General features: G+C 72.3%; 18 protein-coding genes. 6 read left to right on the plus strand and 12 right to left on the minus strand.

Annotated elements, in window-relative coordinates:
* The first annotated feature begins 101 nt into the window (after nucleotides 1-101).
* Together AB0I88_RS24735 and AB0I88_RS24740 are read left to right on the plus strand one after the other, a co-directional pair.
* On the plus strand, nucleotides 102-1,415 hold the full coding sequence (locus AB0I88_RS24735; RefSeq protein WP_361028934.1) for an aromatic acid exporter family protein: 1,314 nt from the start codon (nucleotides 102-104) through the stop codon (nucleotides 1,413-1,415).
* A 103-nt stretch (nucleotides 1,416-1,518) separates the two neighbouring features.
* Nucleotides 1,519-3,108 (plus strand): FGGY-family carbohydrate kinase, encoded by a 1,590-nt coding sequence (locus AB0I88_RS24740; protein WP_361028936.1) that lies wholly within the window; start codon nucleotides 1,519-1,521, stop codon nucleotides 3,106-3,108.
* On the opposite strand, the gene AB0I88_RS24745 is transcribed toward AB0I88_RS24740, so the two are convergent.
* From AB0I88_RS24745 to AB0I88_RS24770, 6 genes are all read right to left on the minus strand, one after another.
* On the minus strand, nucleotides 3,099-4,241 hold the full coding sequence (locus AB0I88_RS24745) for a sigma-70 family RNA polymerase sigma factor (protein ID WP_361028939.1): 1,143 nt from the start codon (nucleotides 4,239-4,241) through the stop codon (nucleotides 3,099-3,101). The two genes, AB0I88_RS24740 and AB0I88_RS24745, sit on opposite strands and share 10 nt — an antisense overlap.
* The gene (locus AB0I88_RS24750) at nucleotides 4,238-4,645 is read right to left on the minus strand and encodes a YciI family protein (RefSeq protein ID WP_361028942.1); all 408 of its coding nucleotides are present in this window, start codon (nucleotides 4,643-4,645) and stop codon (nucleotides 4,238-4,240) included. Before AB0I88_RS24750 ends, AB0I88_RS24745 begins: the two co-directional genes overlap by 4 nt.
* Before the next feature lie 110 nt (nucleotides 4,646-4,755).
* A complete protein-coding gene (locus AB0I88_RS24755) occupies nucleotides 4,756-5,793 on the minus strand; it encodes a Gfo/Idh/MocA family oxidoreductase (protein WP_361029086.1) in 1,038 nt (345 codons plus the stop codon).
* Between the two features lie 5 nt (nucleotides 5,794-5,798).
* Complete coding sequence (locus tag AB0I88_RS24760) at nucleotides 5,799-6,674, minus strand: TIM barrel protein (RefSeq protein ID WP_361028944.1); 876 nt, start codon at nucleotides 6,672-6,674, stop codon at nucleotides 5,799-5,801.
* A 243-nt stretch (nucleotides 6,675-6,917) separates the two neighbouring features.
* A complete protein-coding gene (gene iolC, locus AB0I88_RS24765; protein ID WP_361028947.1) occupies nucleotides 6,918-7,865 on the minus strand; it encodes a 5-dehydro-2-deoxygluconokinase in 948 nt (315 codons plus the stop codon).
* A 414-nt stretch (nucleotides 7,866-8,279) separates the two neighbouring features.
* Nucleotides 8,280-8,642, minus strand: a complete 363-nt coding sequence (locus tag AB0I88_RS24770) for a helix-turn-helix domain-containing protein (RefSeq protein WP_361028950.1) — start codon at nucleotides 8,640-8,642, stop codon at nucleotides 8,280-8,282.
* A 108-nt stretch (nucleotides 8,643-8,750) separates the two neighbouring features.
* Between AB0I88_RS24770 and AB0I88_RS24775 the strand changes: the two genes are divergently transcribed.
* Both AB0I88_RS24775 and AB0I88_RS24780 read left to right on the plus strand, forming a co-directional pair.
* Nucleotides 8,751-9,590 carry an NAD(P)H-binding protein gene (locus tag AB0I88_RS24775; RefSeq protein ID WP_361028953.1) on the plus strand — a complete coding sequence of 280 codons (840 nt, stop codon included), beginning with the start codon at nucleotides 8,751-8,753 and terminating at the stop codon, nucleotides 9,588-9,590.
* 457 nt (nucleotides 9,591-10,047) lie between these two features.
* Nucleotides 10,048-10,557, plus strand: a complete 510-nt coding sequence (locus tag AB0I88_RS24780) for a DUF309 domain-containing protein (protein ID WP_361028956.1) — start codon at nucleotides 10,048-10,050, stop codon at nucleotides 10,555-10,557.
* A 12-nt stretch (nucleotides 10,558-10,569) separates the two neighbouring features.
* On the opposite strand, the gene AB0I88_RS24785 is transcribed toward AB0I88_RS24780, so the two are convergent.
* The 6 genes from AB0I88_RS24785 to AB0I88_RS24810 all read right to left on the minus strand — a co-directional run bounded on the left by AB0I88_RS24785 (nucleotide 10,570) and on the right by AB0I88_RS24810 (nucleotide 15,772).
* Complete coding sequence (locus AB0I88_RS24785) at nucleotides 10,570-11,130, minus strand: DUF4262 domain-containing protein (RefSeq protein WP_361028959.1); 561 nt, start codon at nucleotides 11,128-11,130, stop codon at nucleotides 10,570-10,572.
* Between the two features lie 124 nt (nucleotides 11,131-11,254).
* Nucleotides 11,255-11,557: a GNAT family N-acetyltransferase gene (locus AB0I88_RS24790; RefSeq protein ID WP_361028962.1), complete on the minus strand. Its 303-nt coding sequence runs from the start codon at nucleotides 11,555-11,557 to the stop codon at nucleotides 11,255-11,257.
* 89 nt (nucleotides 11,558-11,646) lie between these two features.
* Entirely contained in the window at nucleotides 11,647-11,958 is a 312-nt protein-coding gene (locus AB0I88_RS24795; RefSeq protein ID WP_361028965.1) for a hypothetical protein, read from the minus strand.
* 85 nt (nucleotides 11,959-12,043) lie between these two features.
* Nucleotides 12,044-14,773 carry an AAA family ATPase gene (locus AB0I88_RS24800; protein WP_361028968.1) on the minus strand — a complete coding sequence of 910 codons (2,730 nt, stop codon included), beginning with the start codon at nucleotides 14,771-14,773 and terminating at the stop codon, nucleotides 12,044-12,046.
* A complete protein-coding gene (locus AB0I88_RS24805) occupies nucleotides 14,740-14,940 on the minus strand; it encodes a hypothetical protein (RefSeq protein ID WP_361028971.1) in 201 nt (66 codons plus the stop codon). Before AB0I88_RS24805 ends, AB0I88_RS24800 begins: the two co-directional genes overlap by 34 nt.
* A 454-nt stretch (nucleotides 14,941-15,394) precedes the next feature.
* Nucleotides 15,395-15,772 (minus strand): VOC family protein, encoded by a 378-nt coding sequence (locus AB0I88_RS24810; RefSeq protein WP_361028974.1) that lies wholly within the window; start codon nucleotides 15,770-15,772, stop codon nucleotides 15,395-15,397.
* Nucleotides 15,773-15,839: 67 nt separating this feature from the next.
* Between AB0I88_RS24810 and AB0I88_RS24815 the strand changes: the two genes are divergently transcribed.
* Nucleotides 15,840-16,946, plus strand: coding sequence for a zinc-dependent alcohol dehydrogenase family protein (locus AB0I88_RS24815; RefSeq protein ID WP_361028977.1), 1,107 nt, complete (start codon nucleotides 15,840-15,842; stop codon nucleotides 16,944-16,946).
* Nucleotides 16,947-17,173: 227 nt separating this feature from the next.
* Nucleotides 17,174-19,885 carry a LuxR C-terminal-related transcriptional regulator gene (locus tag AB0I88_RS24820; RefSeq protein WP_361028980.1) on the plus strand — a complete coding sequence of 904 codons (2,712 nt, stop codon included), beginning with the start codon at nucleotides 17,174-17,176 and terminating at the stop codon, nucleotides 19,883-19,885.
* The last annotated feature ends 370 nt before the right edge of the window (nucleotides 19,886-20,255 follow it).

Consider the following 20,255-nt stretch of genomic DNA (forward strand, 5'->3'; position numbering starts at 1 on the left):
AGTGAGCGACGGTCGTCACATTGGACCTGTTTCCACCATTTGTTCTTCGGGACGCCGATAGGTTTCTTGACGAACCCGATCGTGGAAGAGAAAGCCGTATCTTGCTCCTCTCGCTCGCCACCTCCGTTGATCCGATCACTCTCGTCGTCGCCGGCCTCGCGCTCTGCGCCGTGGTGGCGACCCTGCTGCGCCGCACCGTCCGCCCCGTCGTCGAGGGAGCCTGCGAAGCCGCCGTCGAGTGGGTGCGACCGCACCTGCCCGCACCGCTGCGCCGCCTGGCCCGCCGCTGGCGCGACCGGGTCGAGGCGGACACCGTCCGCTCGATCCTGGTGACCGCCGTCGCCGCCGAGATCGCCTGGACCGCCGCCGACACCCTGCACCTGGTCGGCCCGGTCACCGCCGCGATCTCCGCCACCCTGTCGGTGCAGATGAGCTCGCACGCGTCGCTGCGTGAGGGCGCTCAGCGGCTGGTCGGCACGGTCGCCGGAATCGCCGTCGCGGTGGTGGCCTGGGGCGCGTTCGGCGTGAGCTCGTGGTCGATCGCGGTGATCGCCGGGCTCGGCCTGGCCGTCGGCCGGGTGCTGCGCCTCGGCGACGGCTCGGTGGCCGTTCCGCTCACCTCCCTGGGCGTCCTGGTCGGCGGCACCGCGGTCACCGAGGCGTTCGTGTGGGAGCGGGTCGCCGCCACGGTGCTCGGCATCGTCGTCGGCGTGATCCTGTCGCCGCTGGTCGGCGGCGTGACCCCGCGGGAGCGCGCCCGCCTCAAGGTGACCCACCTGTCGGCCGAGATCGCCCGCCTGCTGCGCAAGCTCGGCGACGGCGTCCACGACGGGTACGACCGGGAGCAGGCCGAGCAGTGGCTGGCCCGGTCCCGGGAGCTCGACGAGGACCTCGAGGAGGCGGTCGCCGCGGTCGACGAGCTGACCAGGCAGGCCCGCTGGTCACTGACCACGCCGGTCGCCAAGGTCGCCCCGCTGGACGAGACGGTGCGGGCCCTGGAGCACGGCGTGCACCAGGTCAACTCGGTGGCCCGGTCGATGTTCGACGCGGCCGCCACCCCGCACACCCCCGACGTCCCCCGGCAGATCGGCCCGGTGCTGACCGCCGCGTCGGAGGCGTTCGAGGCGCACGCCAGCGACGCCGACAAGCTCGGCGACGTCCTGGACGAGCTGCGCGAGACCCGTCGGCAGACGCTCCGCAAGGTCCGCACCGAGATCGACGACACCGGGGTCCTGGTCCTCACCGGTTCGATCATGACCGACATCGACCGGATGGCCGGCACGCTGGAACGGTCCGCCCCGGCCCTCACGGTCGGCGTCCGTGAGCCCGGCCCGGCCATTCCGGCGGTGTCCGAGGTGCTGCCCGCGGTCCGCCTGATCTGGGAGAAAACGGTCACCACCCGGGCAGGCCGCTGATCTCATCCCCGGACAGTGGATCACCCGGCCCGGGTGTACCCGACAGGGCGTAGTGTCCCTGTCGGGCGAAGGTCGGAAACACGTACGGAAGGACTCTTTCACGATGGCTGACTTGCGCGAGGCGATCGACCAGGGGCGGACCGCCCTCGGCATCGAGCTGGGATCGACCCGCATCAAGGCGGTGCTGACCGGCCCGGACCACACGGCGATCGCGGTCGGCAGCCACGACTGGGAGAACCAGTTCGTCGACCGGACCTGGACCTACTCCCTCGAAGCGGTGTGGGAGGGGCTGCGGGGCTGCTTCGCCGCCCTGGCTCAGGACGTGCGCGCCAAACACGGCACCGAGCTGCGCACCGTGGGCGCCCTCGGCGTGTCCGCGATGATGCACGGCTACCTGGCCTTCGACGGCGACGGCGAGCTGCTCACCCCGTTCCGCACCTGGCGCAACACCAACACCGGTGACGCCTCCGAGCAGCTCAGCGAGCTGTTCGGCTACAACATCCCGCACCGCTGGAGCATCGCCCACCTCTACCAGGCGGTCCTCAACGGCGAGGAGCACCTCGGCCGGCTCGCCCACCTCACCACCCTCGCCGGTTACGTGCACTGGAAGCTCAGCGGCCGTCAGGTGCTCGGTGTCGGCGACGCCTCCGGCATGTTCCCGATCGACATCAGCACCGGCGGCTACGACGCCCGCATGCTGGGCCAGTTCGACGAGCTGGCCGCCGGCCGGGTGCCGCTGAAGCTGGCCGAGCTGCTGCCGGCCGTGCTGCCCGCGGGCGAGGCGGCCGGTTCGCTGACCGAGGAGGGCGCGCGGCTGCTCGACCCGTCCGGCACGCTCCAGCCGGGCGCCGCCATGTGCCCGCCGGAGGGCGACGCCGGCACCGGCATGGTCGCCACCAACTCGGTGGCCCGCCGCACCGGCAACATCAGCGCCGGCACCAGCATCTTCGCCATGATCGTGCTGGACGGCGAGCTGAGCCGCCGGCACTCGGAGATCGACCTGGTCACCACCCCGGCCGGGGACCTGGTGGCGATGGTGCACTGCAACAACGGCGCCAGCGAGCTGAACTCGTGGGCCGGCCTGTTCGCCGAGTTCGCCACCGCGCTCGGGGCGAAGGCGGACAGCAACACGGTCTTCGAGACGCTGTTCAAGGCCGCGCTCGACGGCGCCCCGGACGGCGGCGGCCTGATGGCGTTCAACTACCTGTCCGGTGAGCCGATCACCAAGCTGCACGAGGGCCGGCCGCTGTTCCTGCGCGAGCCGGGCAGCAGCCTGAACCTGGCCACCTTCATGCGGACCCAGCTGTACTCGGCGCTGGCCACCCTGCGCCTCGGCATGGACGTGCTGCAGAAGGCCGAGTCGGTGCGGCTGGACCGGATGTTCGCGCACGGCGGCCTGTTCAAGACCGAGGGCGTGGCGCAGCGGCTGCTCGCCGCCGCGATCGACACCCCGGTCTCGGTCGGCGACTCCGCCTCCGAGGGCGGTGCCTGGGGCATCGCGGTCCTGGCCGCCTTCCTCACCGGCAAACAGCCCGGCCAGAGCCTCGACTCGTTCCTCAACGACGTGGTCTTCGCCGATGCGCGGCTGGACACCGCCGAACCCGAGCAGGCCGACGTCGACGGCTTCAACGCCTTCATGCAGCGGTACGTCGCCGCGCTCCCGGTCGAGGAGGCGGCGACCCGTCACAGCTGACGGTTGAGACGGGCGGCCTGGCGGGTCAGGTGGTCACGTTCGGCCAGGTTCGTCGCCCGGCCGGCGGCCTCCGCGTACAGCCGGGCCGCCCGTCTCTTATCGCCGTCACGTTCGTGCAGGTAGGCGGCGACCGCGGCGTACCGGGGAAGGGTTTGATCCAGGTCCGCGAGAGCGGCCAGGCCGGCCCGGGCGCCGTCCGCCTCGCCGACCGCGACGGCCCGGTTCAGCCGCACCACCGGGCTGTCGGTGAGGGCCAGCAACTCGTCGTACCACTCGACGATCTGCACCCAGTCGGTCTCCGCGGCGGCCGGCGCGTCGGCGTGCAGGGCCGCGATCGCCGCCTGCGCCTGGAACTCGCCCAGGCGGTCACGCGCCAGCGCCGCTTGGAGGATCACCACGCCTTCGGCGATCAGTGCGGTGTCCCAGCGTGTGCGGTCCTGCCCGGCCAGCGGGACGAGACCACCGTCGGCATCGGTACGGGCAGCGCGCCGGGCGTGATGAAGCAGCATGAGTGCGAGCAGCCCGTACACCTCGGGGTGATCGATGGCGGCGGCGAGCTGCCGGGTGAGCCGGATCGCCTCGGCGGCCAGGTCGACGTCACCGGTGTAACCCTCGTTGAACACCAGGTAGAGCACCCGCAGCACGGTCGCCACGTCACCGGGCTGGTCGAAGCGCACCCCGGACACCGTCTTCTTGGCGCGGCTGATCCGCTGCGCCATGGTCGCCTCCGGCACCAGGTACGCCTCGGCGATCTGCCGGGTCGTCAACCCGCCGACGGCCCGCAGCGTGAGCGCCACCGCCGACGCCGGGGTGAGCGACGGGTGCGCGCACAGGAAGTAGAGCCGCAGTGTGTCGTCGGCCTCCGGCACCGGCCCCGGCGGCGGCTGCACCTCGGCGATCTCCTCCCGGCGGCGGCGGGCCGCGTCGGACCGGGCCGCGTCGAGGAACCGCCGCCAGGCGACCGTGACCAGCCAGCCCTTCGGATCGCGCGGCGGATCGGCCGGCCACACCCGCAGCGCTTCGATAAGCGCCTCCTGGACGGCGTCCTCGGCCGCCGCGAAGTCTGCTCCGCGGCGGACGAGGATGCCGAGCACGTTCGGCGTGAGGCTCCGCAGGAGTTCCTCAGCCGTCATTCGCTGATCGTCGGCGGCATGTGCAGGAACGGGCGCAGCTCCAGCCACTCGTGGATCGGCCTGCCGTCCTTGCCGGGGGCGGCCGACAGCTGCCCGGCCAGCTCGACGGCACGCTCATGGCTGTCCACGTCGATGATCATCCAGCCGGCGATCAGGTCCTTGGTCTCGGCGAACGGCCCGTCGGTGACCGGCGGGCGGCCCTCGCCGTCGTAGCGCACCCAGGAGCCCTCCGGGGCGAGCGCTTGCCCGTCGACGAACTCACCGGACTGCACCAGCCGATCGGCGAAGTCGTTCATGTACTTGATGTGGGCGGAGATCTCCTCCGGCGTCCACTTGTCCATCGGCACGTCGTTGACCGCGGACGGGGCGCCACGGTAGTGCTTGAGCAGCAGGTACTTGGCCATGGTGGCTCTCCTCGATGCCGGTTGCGACCCATTCTGGTCGGCGTTCGACCCGGGGACGGAGCCGCTCACCGATTCTCGACATCACCACCCGAGATTTTTCGTACGCCCGCTCACCCGCGGTAGAGAGCGGGCATCGGGGGCAGCGCGACCGGGTGCCGCTGCCCGCTGGCCAGGGCCGCGACACAGGACTCCGCCACGACGGTCGCCGCGAAACCGTCCCAGGCCGTCGCACCGGCGCCCGCCCCGTCGATCCAGTCCTGCAGCTCCAGCCGGTACGCCTCGGCGAACCGGGGCCGCCAGTCCCCCGGCAGCGTCCGCGCGTTCAGTCCGCCCCGGCGCAGCGACGTCGGCGGCGGCGCGTCCACGGTGACCGTGCCCGCCTCGCCGACGAGCTCACAGCGGACCTCGTAGCCGTACCGGGCGTTGACGAAGATCTCCACGTCGGCGAGCACCCCGGACTCGGTCCGCAACACCAGCAGCTGCGGATCCCGGGTGCCGCCCGCCTGCGCGCTCGCCCTCGGGGTGTGCACGGCCACCTCGACGATCTCCTCACCGAACAGCCAGCGCACGATGTCCAGTTCGTGCACCGCCGAGTTGGTGATCAGCGCCGAGCCGGGCAGGCCGGGCACCGCAGCCGGATTGCGGTGCACGTTGTGCAGCATCAGCGGGGCGCCGATCTCCCCCGCCGCGAGCAGCCGCCGCATGTCGGTGTAGCCGGGGTCGAACCGCCGCATGAAACCCACCGTGATGAGCCGGCTGCCGTGCCCGGCCTCCGCCTCGACGATCCGGGCACAGGCGGCGGCGCTCGGGGCGAGCGGTTTCTCGCACAGCACCGGCTTCCCGGCCGCCACGCACGCGAGAACGTAGTCCTCGTGGGTGGCGTCCGACGAGGCGACCAGCACGGCGTCGATGCCGTCGTCGGTGATCAGCGCGTACGGGTCGGCGAACACCCGGGCCCCGCCACTGGCCGTCGCCACCCCGCGAGCCCGGGCGCCGTCGGTGTCGAAGACGCCGCCGACCCGGGCGCCGGACACCGCCCCGGTGAGCAGCCGGGCGTGGTCGGCGCCCATGACGCCGGTGCCGATGACCCCGATCCGCGTCACCGTCGGCCCGCCCGTCCCGGCGGGCGTCTGCCCTGGCCGGAGCATCGTCGTCACCGCGCCACCCCCGTCAGGAACTCGAGGCTGCGGCGCACGTCGCCGGCCGGCCCGGTGCCCGCGGCGGGCGGGCCGGCCAGGGCGCAGTCCTGTTCCAGCACGTACCAGCCGCTGTATCCGGCGGCTTCCAGCCCGGCGACGATCCCGGCGACATCGGCGTCACCGGCGCCGAGCGGCGTGTACAGGCCGGCTTTGACCCCGTCCATGTAGCTGCGGCTGCCGTCGCGCACACTGGCCGCCACCGCGAGATCGACGTCCTTCAGGTGGACGTGGGTGATCCGGCCGGCCGCCCGCTCCAGCAGCTCAGCCGGCCGCATGCCGCCGATCAGCAGGTGACCGGTGTCCAGGCAGATCGGCATGTCGCTGCCGTCGAGCAGCCGCAGCACCGACTCCCGGTCCTCGACCGCGGTGCCGACGTGCGGGTGCAGGCTGGGCCGCAGGCCATGGTCGCCGGCCATCTCCCGCAACGTGTCCAAGGTGGCGAACAGCCGTCGCCACTCGCCGTCGTCCAACCGGACCTTGCGGTCGTAGCCGCCGTCACCGGACCGCGCGGCCAGCACCACCACTTCGGCGCCCGCGGCGGCCAGCGTGTCCATCGCCGTCGCCGCCTCGCGCAGATCGGCCTCCGAGCAGACATGCATGGGTACGGGCAGGAAGCCGCCGATCAGCCGCAGCCCGTGCCGGTCCAGCACCGCCCGGACGTCCGCCGACGTCTTGCCCAGATAGCCGGTCGGGCCCAGCTCGGTGGCCCGCAGCCCGAGCCCGGCCATCTCGGCGAGCACCCGGTCGGCGAACAACTCGTAGCCCCAGCCGGGCGCCTCGCACACACCCCAGGAGATCGGCGCCCCGCCGATACGGTCCGCGAAGCTCATCGAAACGTCTCCTCAAAAGTGGTCGCGCCCGCCGTACCGATACTGCCCGTGCGCCGCCCGAACCAGCGTGCGCCGGCGAGCCGGATGCCGCCGGTGTCCGTCGCCCCGGCCGGCACGGGCCGTCGCGCCCCCGGCCGGGCCACGCCGTCACACAGAGCCGGAATGGGTTGTCGCGCCCCCGGCCCGGCCACGCCGTCACACAGAGCCGGAATGGGTTGTCGCGCCCCCGGCCCGGCCACGCCGTCACACACGGCCGGACTCCAGTGCCAGCTCCACCTCGGCGGTCGTCGGCATGGCGGTGGAACACTCCAGGCGGCCCGCCACGATCGCGCCGGCCGCGTTGGCGAACCGGATCATCCGGTCCAGCGGCCAGCCCGCCAGCAGGCCGTGACACAGCGCGCCGCCGAAACCGTCGCCGGCGCCCAGGCCGTTCACCACGTCCACTTCGGCGGGCGGTACGCGTACCACATGATCTTCGGTTTTGGCCAGGACCCCGCCGGGGCCCAGCTTGACGACGGCGAGTGACACACCGGCGCCGAGCAACGCGGCGGCGGCCGCGTCCGGATCGTCCTCACCCACGGCGATCGCGCATTCGGTGAGGTTGCCGACCGCCACGCTGACGTGCGGCAGCGCTTCGCGGACCGCGGCCCGGGCGGTCTCCGGCGAGTCCCAGAACATCGGCCGGTAGTCCAGATCCAGCACGGTCGACGGGCGGCGTCCGCGGGCCCGCCAGGCGGTGTGGTGCGCGGACCGGCTCGGCTCCCGGGAGAGGCCGGTGACCGTGCACCAGAACACGCCCGCCGCACCGATCGCCGCCAGGTCCAGCTCGGCGGGCTCGATCATCAGGTCGGGCGCGGTCGGCAGGCGGTAGAAGTAGAGCGGGAAGTCGTCCGGTGGGAAGATCTCGCAGAACGTCACCGGCGTCGGCAGGCCGGGAACCGTGGCGACGAACCGGTGGTCCACGCCGAGTTCCGCCAGGGTGCGGCGCACGTACCTGCCGAACGGGTCCTGCCCGACGCGGGTGATCACCGCGGTCCGGCGGCCGTGACGGGCCGCGGCGACCGCCACGTTCGTCGCGCTGCCGCCGAGGAACTTGCCGAACGAGGTGACATCCTCCAGGCCGACGCCGGTCTGCAACGGGTAGATGTCGACACCGACACGTCCCATGGTGACGACCTCGAAGTCCCGCATCTCACCTCCGACCCTGTGTCTGCAGCCTCCGGTCCGGCGGTCGGCCAGGTCAAGGCTTTGTATCGACATCGGCATCGACTGCGTCGACCGGCACGCCGCCGGATGCCCCGGCCTGCCCGGTTCCGATCGGCTGGTCCACTGCGAACGGCTGCGGCTCGCCGACACGATGCTGACCGTGTCCAAGACTCCAAGATCGAGTTGGGTCCGCTTCTACGCTCGCGGCATGAGCGGTGTCAGGCGCGTGCTCGGGGCCGGGACCCGCGCGCTGGGCGCGGGCGGCGATGAGGACAAGCGGGCGTCATCTGCGGCAGATGCGGACGTCGGCAGCCGCTGAGTCGTGCGGGTGGTCGGACACCGGCCGAAGCCGCAGCAGTGGAGCCGTTCCGCAACCGGCATGATCCGGCGGGGTCGGTCTCATCGCGCTGCGTCGTAGGCACGACGGGCTTGCTCCACGTCTTCGAGGTGAGCGTCGGCCCAGGTGACCAGATGGGCGAAGATCGGACCGAGGCTGGCGCCCAGCTCGGTGATCTCGTACTCGACACGGGGTGGCATCTCGGCGTGGTAGGTGCGGGCCACCAGCCCGTCGCGTTCGAGTTGGCGTAGCCGCTGGGTGAGCACCTTCGGCGTGATGCTGGTCAGCCGGCGCTCGAGCTCCCCGAATCGCTGCCGACCGTACTCGTGAAGAGCCCAGAGGATGGGCGTGGTCCATCGGCTGAACACGACATCGACGACCGGCGCGACCGGGCACGCCAGCTCGGGGTCCGCGGATCGGTCCACGTGTCCTCCATCACAACGCCATTACTATCCTGTAGGTACCTACTATACCGGCGCCACTAACGTCAGCTTCAACCGCGCGAACGACGCGGCTGAACTGGAGAGACGAACATGTTCGTGGTGACAGGCGCCACCGGAAATGTCGGCCGGACGCTGGTGTCGATCCTTGCGGCGTCGGGCGCAGAGGTGACGGCGGTGTCTCGTGGACGACGCCGCCATGTCATGCCCAGCAGGGTTCGCCACCATCTCGCGGACCTTGCACAGCCGGAGACCCTTCGTCCAGCGTTCGTCGGCGCGGAAGCGGTCTTCCTGCTCGTGGAGGGCGCCGGAGCGCACCTCGACATGCCCGAAATCCTGCGGGTCGCTGCGGCCGCCGACGTGAAACGCATCGTGCTGCAATCCTCGCAAGCAGTACACACCAGGCCGGGGGCGACGTCACACGCACCCCTGCACGCCATCGAGGACCTCGTACGCCGGTCCGGTCTCGGCTGGACGATCCTGCGGCCCGGCGGCTTCTCCTCCAACGCCCTCACGTGGGCCGAGCCGATCCGGGCCAGTCGTACGGTGACCGCGCCATTCGGCGACGTCGGCCTGCCCGTGGTCGACCCGGACGACATCGCCGAGGTGGCCGCCGCCGCGCTGCGCGACGGCGCTCACAACGGACGCACGTATGAGCTGACCGGTCCGATGCTGAGCACACCACGGGAACGGGTTACTGATCTTGCCGCCGCGCTCGGCGAGCCCATCCGCTTCATCGAGCAAACCCCCGAGCAAGCCCATGAACAGATGCTGCGGTACATGCCACCACCCGTCGTCGAGGGCACGCTCGCGATCCTTGGCACGCCGACCGCACGAGAACAGCGGATCAGCCCGGACGTGTCGGAGGTTCTGGGCCGATCACCACGCCCCTTCACTGCATGGGCCGCGCGCAACATCGACGCTTTTCGGTAGATCTTGGGCGGGTTGAACGGCCCCTTCCTGCGGTGGCCGGTGATCGGACAGTCATGGACGGCTGTCCGATCACCGGCAGATCCGCGCATTCACAGGGTTCGGCGGGGCGCATCTGGCGCCTATCGATGCCCGCCGTGGCGGTCGCGACGGAAAAGGGCGGATGCGATCGATGCGGGCGGCGGATGGTCGTCTGGTCCACGCGCCGGCCCGGTCCCGGACGCCGCCCGGCTCCCGTGACCGGCAACCCGCTGTCCACCACGACGTCGGACTCATCCTGGTCACCGGCCAGGCGCATCAACGACCCGTCACAGGAAGGGCGCCAAGCCCCACCGAACCGGCTGAGCGACGAGCTAACCGCTGACGGCACGCAGCAGTTCGCGGGCGACGCGGCCCGGTACGGTCACTCGGTGCCGGGGGTTCCGGCCGTCGCGGGCGGCGGGCCGTGCACCATGGAGAAATGACCTCCGGAATGCCTGTGCCGCGTGATCGTGACGAGTCCGGGCGGGCGCGCAACAACCGCCCACGTGACGGGCTCGGCCGGCCGCTGCCGCGCGGCCTGACCGGGGTGCCGACCACACCGGAGGATCTGGTGCTGCCGCCGGACGAGTCACTGCGGGAGGCGCAGCGGCTGCTCGACGCCGGGCGGCCGTTCCACGCCCACGAGGTGCTGGAGACCGCCTGGAAGAGCTGCGACGACGACAACCGTGAGCTGTGGAAGGGCCTGGCGCAACTGGCCGTCGGCATCACTCACCTGCGGCGGGGCAACGCGGTCGGCGGGGTCCGGCTGCTCACTCGCGCCGCCGATCGCATCGAGCCGTACGCGGAGGTCGCCCCGCACGGTGTGGCCGTCACCGATCTGACCGCCTGGGCCCGCGCGCTGATCGCCCGGGTCGGTGAGCACGGCGGCCCGATCCCGGAAGCGGAGCTGACGCCCCGGCTCCAGAGTTCCCCCGACCCGGACCGGTAGGCCGCCGCGGCATCACATGCCGGGCCAGCCGTCCGGGCCCGGCATACGCGGCCGATCATCGGGGACGACCGGGCGCGGCAACCGGAACACCGGCTCGTCGTGGGGCGAGACGGGCGGGCTGATCGGCACCGGCGGCGAGATCGGCGGCGCCAGGTGCGGGAACGACACGTCGCCGGGGCGGGGCAGCAGGTCCTGATCGCCGGGGAACACCACCTGCTGCACCCGGACCCGGTCCGCGCCGTACAGGTCGTGGGCCACCGAGGGCGCCCGCCCCACGGCTGCGGCCGCGTCCCGGACGGTCACCTGCCCGGACGGCAGGTCGGTGATCCGCTCGCCGTCGGTGAACCGCTTCCCCTCGTCGTAGACGCGGCGGCCCAGTTCGGCGAGCACCTCCCCGGCATGCCCAGCCGGCGAGGTGCTCAACAGTTCGGGCCGGTCCCGGAGGGTAAGGCCCACGGTGTACGAGTGCGGCGCCATCTGGTCGCCCGCGTCGGGGACCTGTTCGACGACACCCCACCCTCTCTCCGCCATCGTCTGCTCCCGCTGCTGCCGGTAGAGGAAGGGTTCGAACAACGGGACCTCGCTGCGTCATCGGGACGGGGACGAGCCCGGCGCGTCCGCCGGCGGCTTCCGGGTTCGATGCGTGGACGGCTGCGATCGCACGGCCGGCCAGGATCCGGCGGAGGGACGCCGGTGGCTATTTGACCCGCCGGTGGGACCGGGCCACGATCTTGTCGTACTCCTTGTGCTTGTCCAGCCACTCCCCGAGATAGGGGCACATGGGGACCACCGTGCGGTTGCGGGCGCGGGCATCGTCCATCGCGGCGCGTGCCAGGGCCGAACCGACGCCCTGCCCCTCGAAGCGGGGATCGACCTCGGTGTGCGTGTAGACGATGATGTTTCCGGTCACCTGATAGGTGAGCACCCCGGCAAGCTCGCCGGACTCGTCGCGCGCCTCGAAGCGCTCCTTCTCGGGCGCCTCACCAACCGTGATCGTCACGCCCACATCCAACCACGTTCAATCCGGGTCGATACGTCTGGCTTCCACCTCGGCGACGATCCCACCGGCTGCCGACGGCCGGCCATGCGTCATTCCGGGTGGATGCGGCGCGCTTTCGCCCGGGCGTCGGCGACGATCCGGTCGGCCTGCCTCCTGGCCTCCGCGACGTGGTCGGCGGCCTGATCCTCGGCCAGTCGCAGGATGTCGTGGACGCGGGTGCCGAGACCGGAGAGGACCGGGCCCGGCCGCGTCCCCTCGGGCTCCGAGCGGCCCTTCAGGATCAACAGGGCCATCCCCACCAGTACGGGGACGGCGGCCGCCGTCAACGCCCCCGGCCCGGCCATCGCCCCGCCGGCCAGCCCCGCGCCCACACCCACCAGAAACAGGCCCAAGCCATTCATCGGGGCATGCTATCGGTGGCCGCCCGGGCGCACTCGCCCGCTGTGGACGACAGATCGTGCCACATCGGCCGATCGAGCCGGGACGCTACGGGCGGCGGCCGACCAGGCCGGCGACTTCGGTGCGGGAGGCGACGCCCAGCTTGCGGAGGATGTTGGACACGTGAACGGCCGCCGTCTTCGGCGAGATGAACAGCCGGCGGGCCAGCTCCGCGTTGGTGAGGCCGTCGCTGATCAGGACCGCCACCTCGCGTTCGCGTGGGGTCAGCGCCGGGGCGGGCGCCGCGCCGTCCGGGTCCATGCCCAGCTGGGCGCGGATCCGCGCGAGCTGCGCCACCCGCCAGCCACCCCACCCGGCCAGCAGCGGCGCGGCCGCGGTCACCTGGGCGGCGGCCTCGGCGGGACGGCCCAGCGCGAGAAGGCAGTGTGCCGCCGACAACCGGACCGTGCCGCGGGCGGCGGGCCCCAGCACGTGTGCCTCGGTGATGGTCTCGAATGCGGCGAGCGCCTCGGCGTGCCGTCCGTGCGCCGCCGACAGCTGGGCGTCGACGAGGGTGCGGTAGGCGTCCCACACGTCGGCGTCGAGCAGCGCGACCGCCATCTCGTCGAGTTTCGGCAACGGCAGCCCGAGCTCCAGGGCGGCGGACACCAGATCATGCGCCTGTTCGCCGTTGCGCCAGGTCTGGGCGGCGAGCGCGGTGTAGAGGCCGGCGAGCGCGGTCTCGGCACGGGCCAGGTCGCCGCGGCGGCAGGCCAGGTGGAACTCCAGGCCGGGGATCACGGTGGGCGGGTTGTTGGGCAGCGCCGCCAGGTCGGCGATCAATCGCTCGACCCGGTCCAGTTCCCCGGCCTCCAGGTAGAGGCCGGCCAGGAAGACGCCGTGGTAGTCGGCCCAGCGGCCCCGCCGCCGGTAGCCGCGATCCTGGTCGCGGCCCTCCTCCAGGGCCGCGATGGCGGCGCGCAGGTCACCGGACCGGACGGCCAGCCGGGCCCGGCCCTGGAAGTAGGCGGCCACCGCGAGCGACTCGAATCCGGCGCGTTCGGCGTCGACCCGGGCCCGTTCCAGCATCTCGGCGTATTCGACCGGCGAGGTGGGTGGCTCGCCGTGCACGAGGGTGTGCAGGGCGCGGGCGGCGAGCACCCACTCGCCGGCTTTCTCGGCCTCGTCGACGAGGGCGTGCAGAATCCTCCGGCCGTCGGCGGCGGTGTGCGGGCGCTCGATCAGCGTCGAGCCCTTCTCCAGCAGGGCGGCCCGCCGGACGGCCGGCAGGCCGAACTCGTCGGCGAGCGCCAGCGCGCGGTCCGCCCAGAGCATCGCGGCGTCGAGATCGTCACGCAGATAGGCGGACTGCGCGATCGCCGTCATGGCCCGCGCCTGTGCCGCGCCCGGCGGCAGTTCGGCGATCAAAGCCTCGATGGCGTACGTGAGAGCGCGCATCTCCTCGTGCTCCCGGGACTCCCAGGCGGCCCGGACCAGCAGGTAGAGGGCCTCGGCCCGGTCGGTGGTGCTGGGCGCCAGGTCCCGCCAGCGACGCCCGTACCGCAGGGCGTCGTCGAGCAGCCCGGCCAGCCACGCGGCCCGTGCCGCCGAGGCCAGCAGCTCCGGGTCGTCGGCCACCTCGTCGAGCCCCATCTCGGCCAGTTGCAGCGCCTGGTAGGCGGACCCGATGGACAGGTAGAGAGCGGCCCCGCTCCGGGCGGCCGCGATCATGTCGTCGTACCGGCCGGCGCCGCAGGCGTGGTGCGCCACCATGGCCGGGTCGGAGCCGCCGCCGCGCATCAGCACCTCCAGCGCGGCCTCGTGAACCCGGCGCCGCTGGCGGCCGAGCATCCGCCCGCCGATGGCCTCGCGGACCAGCGCGTGCCGGAACGCGAACTCGTCCTCACCGGACTCGACCAGCACCCCTCTGGTGACGAGTTCGCGCAGGACGGTGATCAGCTCGTCCTCGCTCGCGCCGGTCACGTCGGCGAGCAGGTCGAACGGGATCCGGTGGCCGAGCACGGTGGCCGTCTCGACGATGCGGAGGCGCACCGGGTCGAGATCCTCGACCTGGCGGCGCAGCACGTCGGCGAGACTCCACGGCAGCGGCTGCTCGACGAGCGCCTCCACGTCGTACCCCGGAAGGGCTCTCAACAGCTCCTCGAGGAAGAACGGGTTGCCGCCGGTGCGCTGGTGCAGGGCCGTCGCGGCGCGCAGCGGCGCGGGCGCTCCGGTCGCGGCCGCGAGCATGGCGGCGGTCTGCGACGGGGTCAGCCGATCGAGGCGGACGTACGTGACGGCGTGCCGCCGCTCCATCCGGGCGAGCAGGCCGGCGACCGGCTGGCGGACGGTCACCTCGTCCGGCCGGTAGGTGCCGATGACCAGTCGCGGCCCGCGCTGGTCGGCGATCCGTTCGAACAGGGCGGCGCTCTCCGAGTCGGCCCAGTGCAGGTCCTCGAAGACGACGACGGCCGGGGCGTCGCCGATCAGCCGGTCCAGGACGGCGAGGCCGGCGTGCAGCCGCTCGACCGGGCTGCGTCTCGGGTCGGTGAGGGCGGTGAGCTGGTCGCCGTCGACGCCCGGACGGCCGTCGACGGCGTCGAGCAGCACCTCGTACGGCCGGGAGAGCGAGCCGGGCTCGGCCTGCCCGACCAGCACGACCGTCTCGGCCGGGACGGTGTCGAGCAGCTCGTGAACGAGCCGGGTCTTGCCGATGCCGGGCTCCCCCGCGATGATCACGACGGCCGGCTCACGTGAGCAGGCGAGCCGCGCCAACCGGCGCAGCTCGCCCTCCCGTCCGATCATCATCGGGCTGGCGCCGCCACGGGTCGTTCGCACGACGCCAGGTTACCGGTGGGGCGTCCGCGTACCTGTGTGGTTTTCGCGGCCCGCCGGGCCCGGCTCCACCAGGCCCGGCGGAGCAGCCGGCCGCGGTCGGCCTCGGCGATCAGCTCGCGGTTCCGCGCGTTCGCCAGATCCAGCATCATGTCGGGGTGCAGCAACATGTCCGTTCCTTCCGGTCGACTTCCGATACATCGATCCTCGGTCGCGGGAAGGCCCGGCACATCGGCAACGCCGTACGTATCTTCGCTGCTCAGGGGTACTTAGGACAGGTGCGCGGGGCGCCTAGGTATACCTAGTCGGCCATGGGACGACACACCGAACACCGGCCGGCGCTTCTCGCCGACAACTCGGTCCACCACCAGCACGCCCAAACCAGCGTGTGGAATTCGGGTGCGATCCGCACCCATACCCCACACACCGGCATCGACCGGCGCTTCTCGCCGACCTTCGGTCCACCACCAGCACGCCAACCCAGCGTGTGAAATTCGGGTGCGATCCGCACCCATACCCCACACACCGGCATCGACCAGCGCTTCTCGCCGACCCTCGGTCCACCACCAGCACGCCAACCCAGCGTGTGAAATTCGGGTGCGATCCGCGCCCGTACTCCACACGCTAGCCTTGGGGGCGGTGCTTGATCGCCTGCAGGGACCAGCTGTTGCCGTCCGGGTCGCGGAAGTAGACGAAACGGCCCCACGGCTGCTCGTCGACCTCGCTCGCCTCGACGCCGGCGTCCAGCAGGTGTTCGCGGGCCTCGTCGGCGTCGGCGACGACCACCTGGATCTCCTGGGTGCCCGGGGTCTTCTCGGTGAGGCCGTCGCCGATCGCGATGGAGCAGGCCGAACCGGGCGGGGTCAGCTGCACGAACCGCAGCCCCTCGTGGACCGTGTGGTCGTGGTCGGCGTTGAACCCGATGCTCTCGTAGAACGCCTTGGCCCGGTCGACGTCGGTCACCGGCACCGGGATGAGCTCGATCTTCCACGTCGCTGTCATGAGTCCCATCCTGCCGTCCATTGCGGCCGGTTTCTGACCTCTGCTCAAGGCCTGACAGGATGTACGGGTGCGTGCGGTGATCTTCGATGCGATTCAGGGCCGGCCCGAGGTGCGGGAGGTGGCCGACCCGGTGGCCCCGCCCGGTGGGGTGGTGGTGCGGGTGGCCGCCACCGGGCTGTGCCGCAGCGACTGGCATGCCTGGGCCGGGCACGACGAGATCACTTTGCCGCACGTGCCGGGCCACGAGCTGGCCGGTGTGATCGCCGAGGTGGGCGCCGGGGTCGACCGCTGGACCGTCGGCGACCGGGTGACCGTGCCGTTCGTCTGCGGCTGCGGCCGGTGCGAGTGGTGCCGGTCCGGGCAGGCACAGGTGTGCCCGGACCAGGAGCAGCCCGGGTTCACGCACTGGGGATCGTTCGCCGAGTTCGTCGCCCTGCACGCCGCCGACACCAACCTGGTGGCCGTTCCGGCGACGGTCGGTTTCGCGGCGGCGGCGAGTCTCGGATGCCGGTTCGCCACGGCGTACCGTGCTCTGGCCGGACGGGCGCGGGTCACCGAGGGTGAGTGGGTCACCGTGATCGGGTCCGGCGGGGTCGGCCTGAGCGCCGTGATGATCGCCCGTGCCCTCGGCGCCCGGGTGATCGCCGTGGACCGCAATCCGGGGGCGCTGGCCGTCGCCGCGGACCTCGGGGCCGAGCACACCCTGCTCGCCGGCGACGGTGTCCCGGCCGCGGTCGCCGCGCTGACCGGAGGTGGCGGCCACGTCGCGGTGGACGCCGTCGGCAGCGAGCAGACCTGCGCCGACGCCATCCTCAGCCTGCGCCGCCGGGGCCGCCACGTGCAGATCGGGCTGCTGCCGCCGGTCGACGGCCACCCGCGCGTGCCGATGGCCCGGGTGATCGGCTGGGAGCTCGACGTGCTCGGCAGCCACGGCATGGCGGCCGCCGACTATCCGGCCATGATGGCGATCATCGAGCGGGGCGTGCTGGCCCCGCAGCGGCTGATCGAGCGGACCGTCGGGCTCGACGAGGCGGCCGGGCTGCTGCCCCACTTCGACCGGGCCCCGGTCGCCGGAATGACGATGATCGACCCGGCCCTGCCCGTCCCGGAGACGCCGGTGGCCGGTGACGATCACGGCGTGGCGGTGATCGACGGCCGAAGAGGCCGCAGGTAGACGTCAAGGCATCGTCTCCGCCCCGGCGGGCAGGCCACCCTGTCGTCGATGGACCTTGGTCCCGGAGATCACGGGTCGAAGGTTTGCCGCCGCGCGGGTTTCATGTTTCGCTGGCGCCTGGTCGCGTCGACGACGACGTGAACACGTGCGCCGGGGCGTGTGGCTGACAGTCACACCCGCGGGTGAGGCGATGCCGGGTGTCGATGAACAGCAATTACCGTGCCGATGTGGGCCACGGCAGCGCGGCGGGATCGACGGGGGCCACGGCGGATGCCGGCGACGGCCGGCCGGTGACCGCCCCCGCGCTGATGTCCCTGGCGGTCACCAAGATCGCTCGTCCGGTGGCGACGTACGGTGACGTCCCCCGGCCACGCCTGCTCGAGCTCCTCGACCGGGCCGCCGGTAAGCAGTTGACCATCGTCCGCGCCGGAGCCGGCTGGGGCAAGACCGTTCTCGTGTCCGCCTGGGCGCACCGCAGGAGCACTCCGGTGGCCTGGCTCAGCCTGGACACCTACGACAACGACCCGCAGCGGTTCTGGACGTATGTGGTGGCCGCGCTCCGGGCCACCGGAGCCCTGAACGAGGACAGTCCCCTGGCCGGGATGCGATCGGTGCCGCGCGACGAGCGGGAGCGCCGTCAGCGGATCCTCGCCGGATTCACCCGGCTTCCTGATCAGACCGTGCTGGTGATCGACGATTTCCATCTCGTCGACGACCGTCAGGTGCTCGGTGAGATGGACGCCCTGTTGCGGCATTCGTCGCCGCTTCGGTTCATCCTGGTCAGCCGGACGGCGCCCGCGCTGGCGCTGTCCCGGCTGCAGGCGGCCGGGCAGGTGGGCGAGGTGCTGGCCGAGGATCTGGCCTTCACCATGGACGAGGCGACGGCTCTGCTGAGCAGCCATGGGCTCGCCCTGAATCCCGACGAGATGTCCATGATGCTCCACCGGACCGCCGGCTGGGTCGCGGGTCTGCGCCTCGGTGCGGCCTTCCTCACCGGTGACGGCGGCACCCGCTCCGTCGCGGACTTCGCCGGCGACATCCGCGGCATCGACGAGTACTTCACCGACGAGGTCCTGGCCGGGCGCCCGCCGCGGCAACGCCGCTTCCTGCTCGAGTCCAGCGTCTGCGACCAGATGTGCGCCGACCTGGTCAACGCGATCACCGGCGCCGGTGACGGGCAGCGCATGCTGGAGGATCTCGAACACGCCAACGACTTCGTCACTCGGCTGGGCCCCAAACCCGTCTGGTTCCGGTACCACCATCTGCTGCATGACGTGCTGCGCCACCGGCTGCGGCTGGAGATGCCGGGCAGAGTGGCCGAGCTGCACCGTCGCGCGGCACGCTGGTACGCCGGCCGGGGTTCGGTGATCGAGGCCCTGACGCAGGCGGTCCGGGGCGAGGACTGGCCGTATGCCGGCCGGCTGCTGGTCGGCCAGGCCGGGCCGCTCCTCCTCACCGCTCACCGTGGGCCGCTGATCCGGATTCTCCGCCAGATTCCCCGCGACGTGATGACCTCCACGCCGGAGTTGATGGCGGGCGACGTGCTGCTGCTGTTCTACTCCGGCGACTACGAGGCCATCCCGCCCCGCGTCGCCCGGATCCGCGAGCTGCTGCGGGGGCTCCCGGCCGCGAGCCGGGATCCCGCCGAGGTCCTGCTGATGGCCCTGCGGGTGGCCGCGGATCGAGCCGTCGGGGACATGCCGTCAGTCGTCGCGGTGGAGTCCGAGGCGCTCACGTCACTGGCGGAGTCTCCGTTCCACGACGCCACAGCGGCCGCGCAGTACCGGGCGATCGGCCTCAACAGCCGGGGCCTGGCGCGGTTGTGGACCGGTGACATCGGTCGCGCCGCCCGGGACCTGCGTGCCGCAACCGCCGCGACCAAGGCGGTCGGCGTCGAGCTGGCCCACGTCAACGCCACCGGTCACCTGGCGCTGCTGGAGTTGATGCACGGGTCGGTCCGGGAGGCGGCCGAACTCGCCGGCAACGCCCGGCGGCTTGCCGAACGCCGAGGGTGGAGCTACACCGTGCAGGCCGTCGCGGCGCATTTCGCACAGGCGCTCGTGCATCTGGAACGCCATGAGCCGGCCGCCGCGGCGGAGGCCGCCCGGCACGGCCTGCGTGCTCACGAGAGCGAGCCGGAGGCCGCTCAACGGATCGTGTCGCTCCTGGTCCAGGCGCGATTGGCGCTGGCGCACCGGCAACCGGGTCAGGCGCGCTCCCTGCTGGCCCAGGCGCACCAGGACCGCAACGAACGGATGCGGGTGCCGGAACTCGACCGTTGGGTGTTGCTGCTCGATGCCGAGGCCGACCTCGCCGCGGGATCACCCGACCGGGTCGAACGACGCTACGCGGCCCTGTCCACCGGCACGCCGTCCGGTCTGGCGCACCGGGTCTGCCTCGCCCGGGCAGCCCTCGACCGAGGTGAGCCGCGCCGTGCCGAGGAGCTGCTCGCCGTCGGCGCTTCCACGGCCGACGGGTCCGTCGCCACGGTGACCGCCGGAATCGTCGCGGCCCTCGTCGCCGACGCGCGCGGTCGTACCACCCGGGCGGTGGACCTGTTCGCCGCCGCCGTGCGCCTGGCCGCTCACGAGGGGATCCGGCGGCCGTTCGTCACCCTGTCCGGCAGCCGGCTCACGGCTCTGGCCGACCGGATGCGGCTCCTCACCCCTGATGATCCGGACCTCACCACGACGATGATCGACGACCTGCGTACGACCGGGCAGCCGGCCGCGCCGGCGCCCACCGGCGGGCCCCTCAGCGAACGCGAAGCAGAGGTGGTGCGTTATCTGCCCACCATGCTGACGGCGGCCCAGATCGCGACCGAACTCGGGGTGTCCGTCAACACCGTCAAGGCTCACATGAGGTCGATCTACCGCAAACTGGATGTGGAGCGTCGCAGTGACGCCGTGGCCCAGGCCCGTCGCCTCGGAATCCTCTGACATCACCGGCCGCGGCGCGGCGGAGTCGGCCCGGCTCCACGTCGGCCGGCCCGCTGAGCGGCGGCGGCCGGGCGAGTCACCGCCGCACAGCCGCCATCGGTCCGTCGGAGCCCGGACGGGCGTACGGCGGGTGCCGTCATTCGCGGGTGATGGGCACGCAGTTGCCCGTCAGATAGGTGGAGTTCTCGTCCTTGACCAGCCCGTGCCCGGCGAGGGCGATCCGGGCGCACACCTTGGGCGCGTCGTCGATCGCCCGCAGGTACCGTTTGTCGTCGAGGTCCAGCACCGACGGGTTCCGGTCCTCGACGTACCATTCGCCCTGGTCGGCTTTGGGGGCGTGGGAGCCCATGTCATGGTCTGCCGGGTATTT

It is taken from the genome of Actinoplanes sp. NPDC049802, assembly GCF_040656595.1.
Classification (GTDB): domain Bacteria; phylum Actinomycetota; class Actinomycetes; order Mycobacteriales; family Micromonosporaceae; genus Actinoplanes.

What these genes read in the sequence shown, in the direction of transcription:
- AB0I88_RS24740 (WP_361028936.1), top strand. Translation starts at nt 1,519, where the DNA reads ATGGCTGACTTGCGCGAGGCGATCGACCAGGGGCGGACCGCCCTCGGC.
- AB0I88_RS24745 (WP_361028939.1), bottom strand. Translation starts at nt 4,241, where the DNA reads ATGACGGCTGAGGAACTCCTGCGGAGCCTCACGCCGAACGTGCTCGGC.
- AB0I88_RS24750 (WP_361028942.1), bottom strand. Translation starts at nt 4,645, where the DNA reads ATGGCCAAGTACCTGCTGCTCAAGCACTACCGTGGCGCCCCGTCCGCG.
- AB0I88_RS24755 (WP_361029086.1), bottom strand. Translation starts at nt 5,793, where the DNA reads ATGCTCCGGCCAGGGCAGACGCCCGCCGGGACGGGCGGGCCGACGGTG.
- AB0I88_RS24760 (WP_361028944.1), bottom strand. Translation starts at nt 6,674, where the DNA reads ATGAGCTTCGCGGACCGTATCGGCGGGGCGCCGATCTCCTGGGGTGTG.
- iolC (WP_361028947.1), bottom strand. Translation starts at nt 7,865, where the DNA reads ATGCGGGACTTCGAGGTCGTCACCATGGGACGTGTCGGTGTCGACATC.
- AB0I88_RS24775 (WP_361028953.1), top strand. Translation starts at nt 8,751, where the DNA reads ATGTTCGTGGTGACAGGCGCCACCGGAAATGTCGGCCGGACGCTGGTG.
- AB0I88_RS24780 (WP_361028956.1), top strand. Translation starts at nt 10,048, where the DNA reads ATGACCTCCGGAATGCCTGTGCCGCGTGATCGTGACGAGTCCGGGCGG.
- AB0I88_RS24795 (WP_361028965.1), bottom strand. Translation starts at nt 11,958, where the DNA reads ATGAATGGCTTGGGCCTGTTTCTGGTGGGTGTGGGCGCGGGGCTGGCC.
- AB0I88_RS24805 (WP_361028971.1), bottom strand. Translation starts at nt 14,940, where the DNA reads ATGTTGCTGCACCCCGACATGATGCTGGATCTGGCGAACGCGCGGAAC.
- AB0I88_RS24810 (WP_361028974.1), bottom strand. Translation starts at nt 15,772, where the DNA reads ATGACAGCGACGTGGAAGATCGAGCTCATCCCGGTGCCGGTGACCGAC.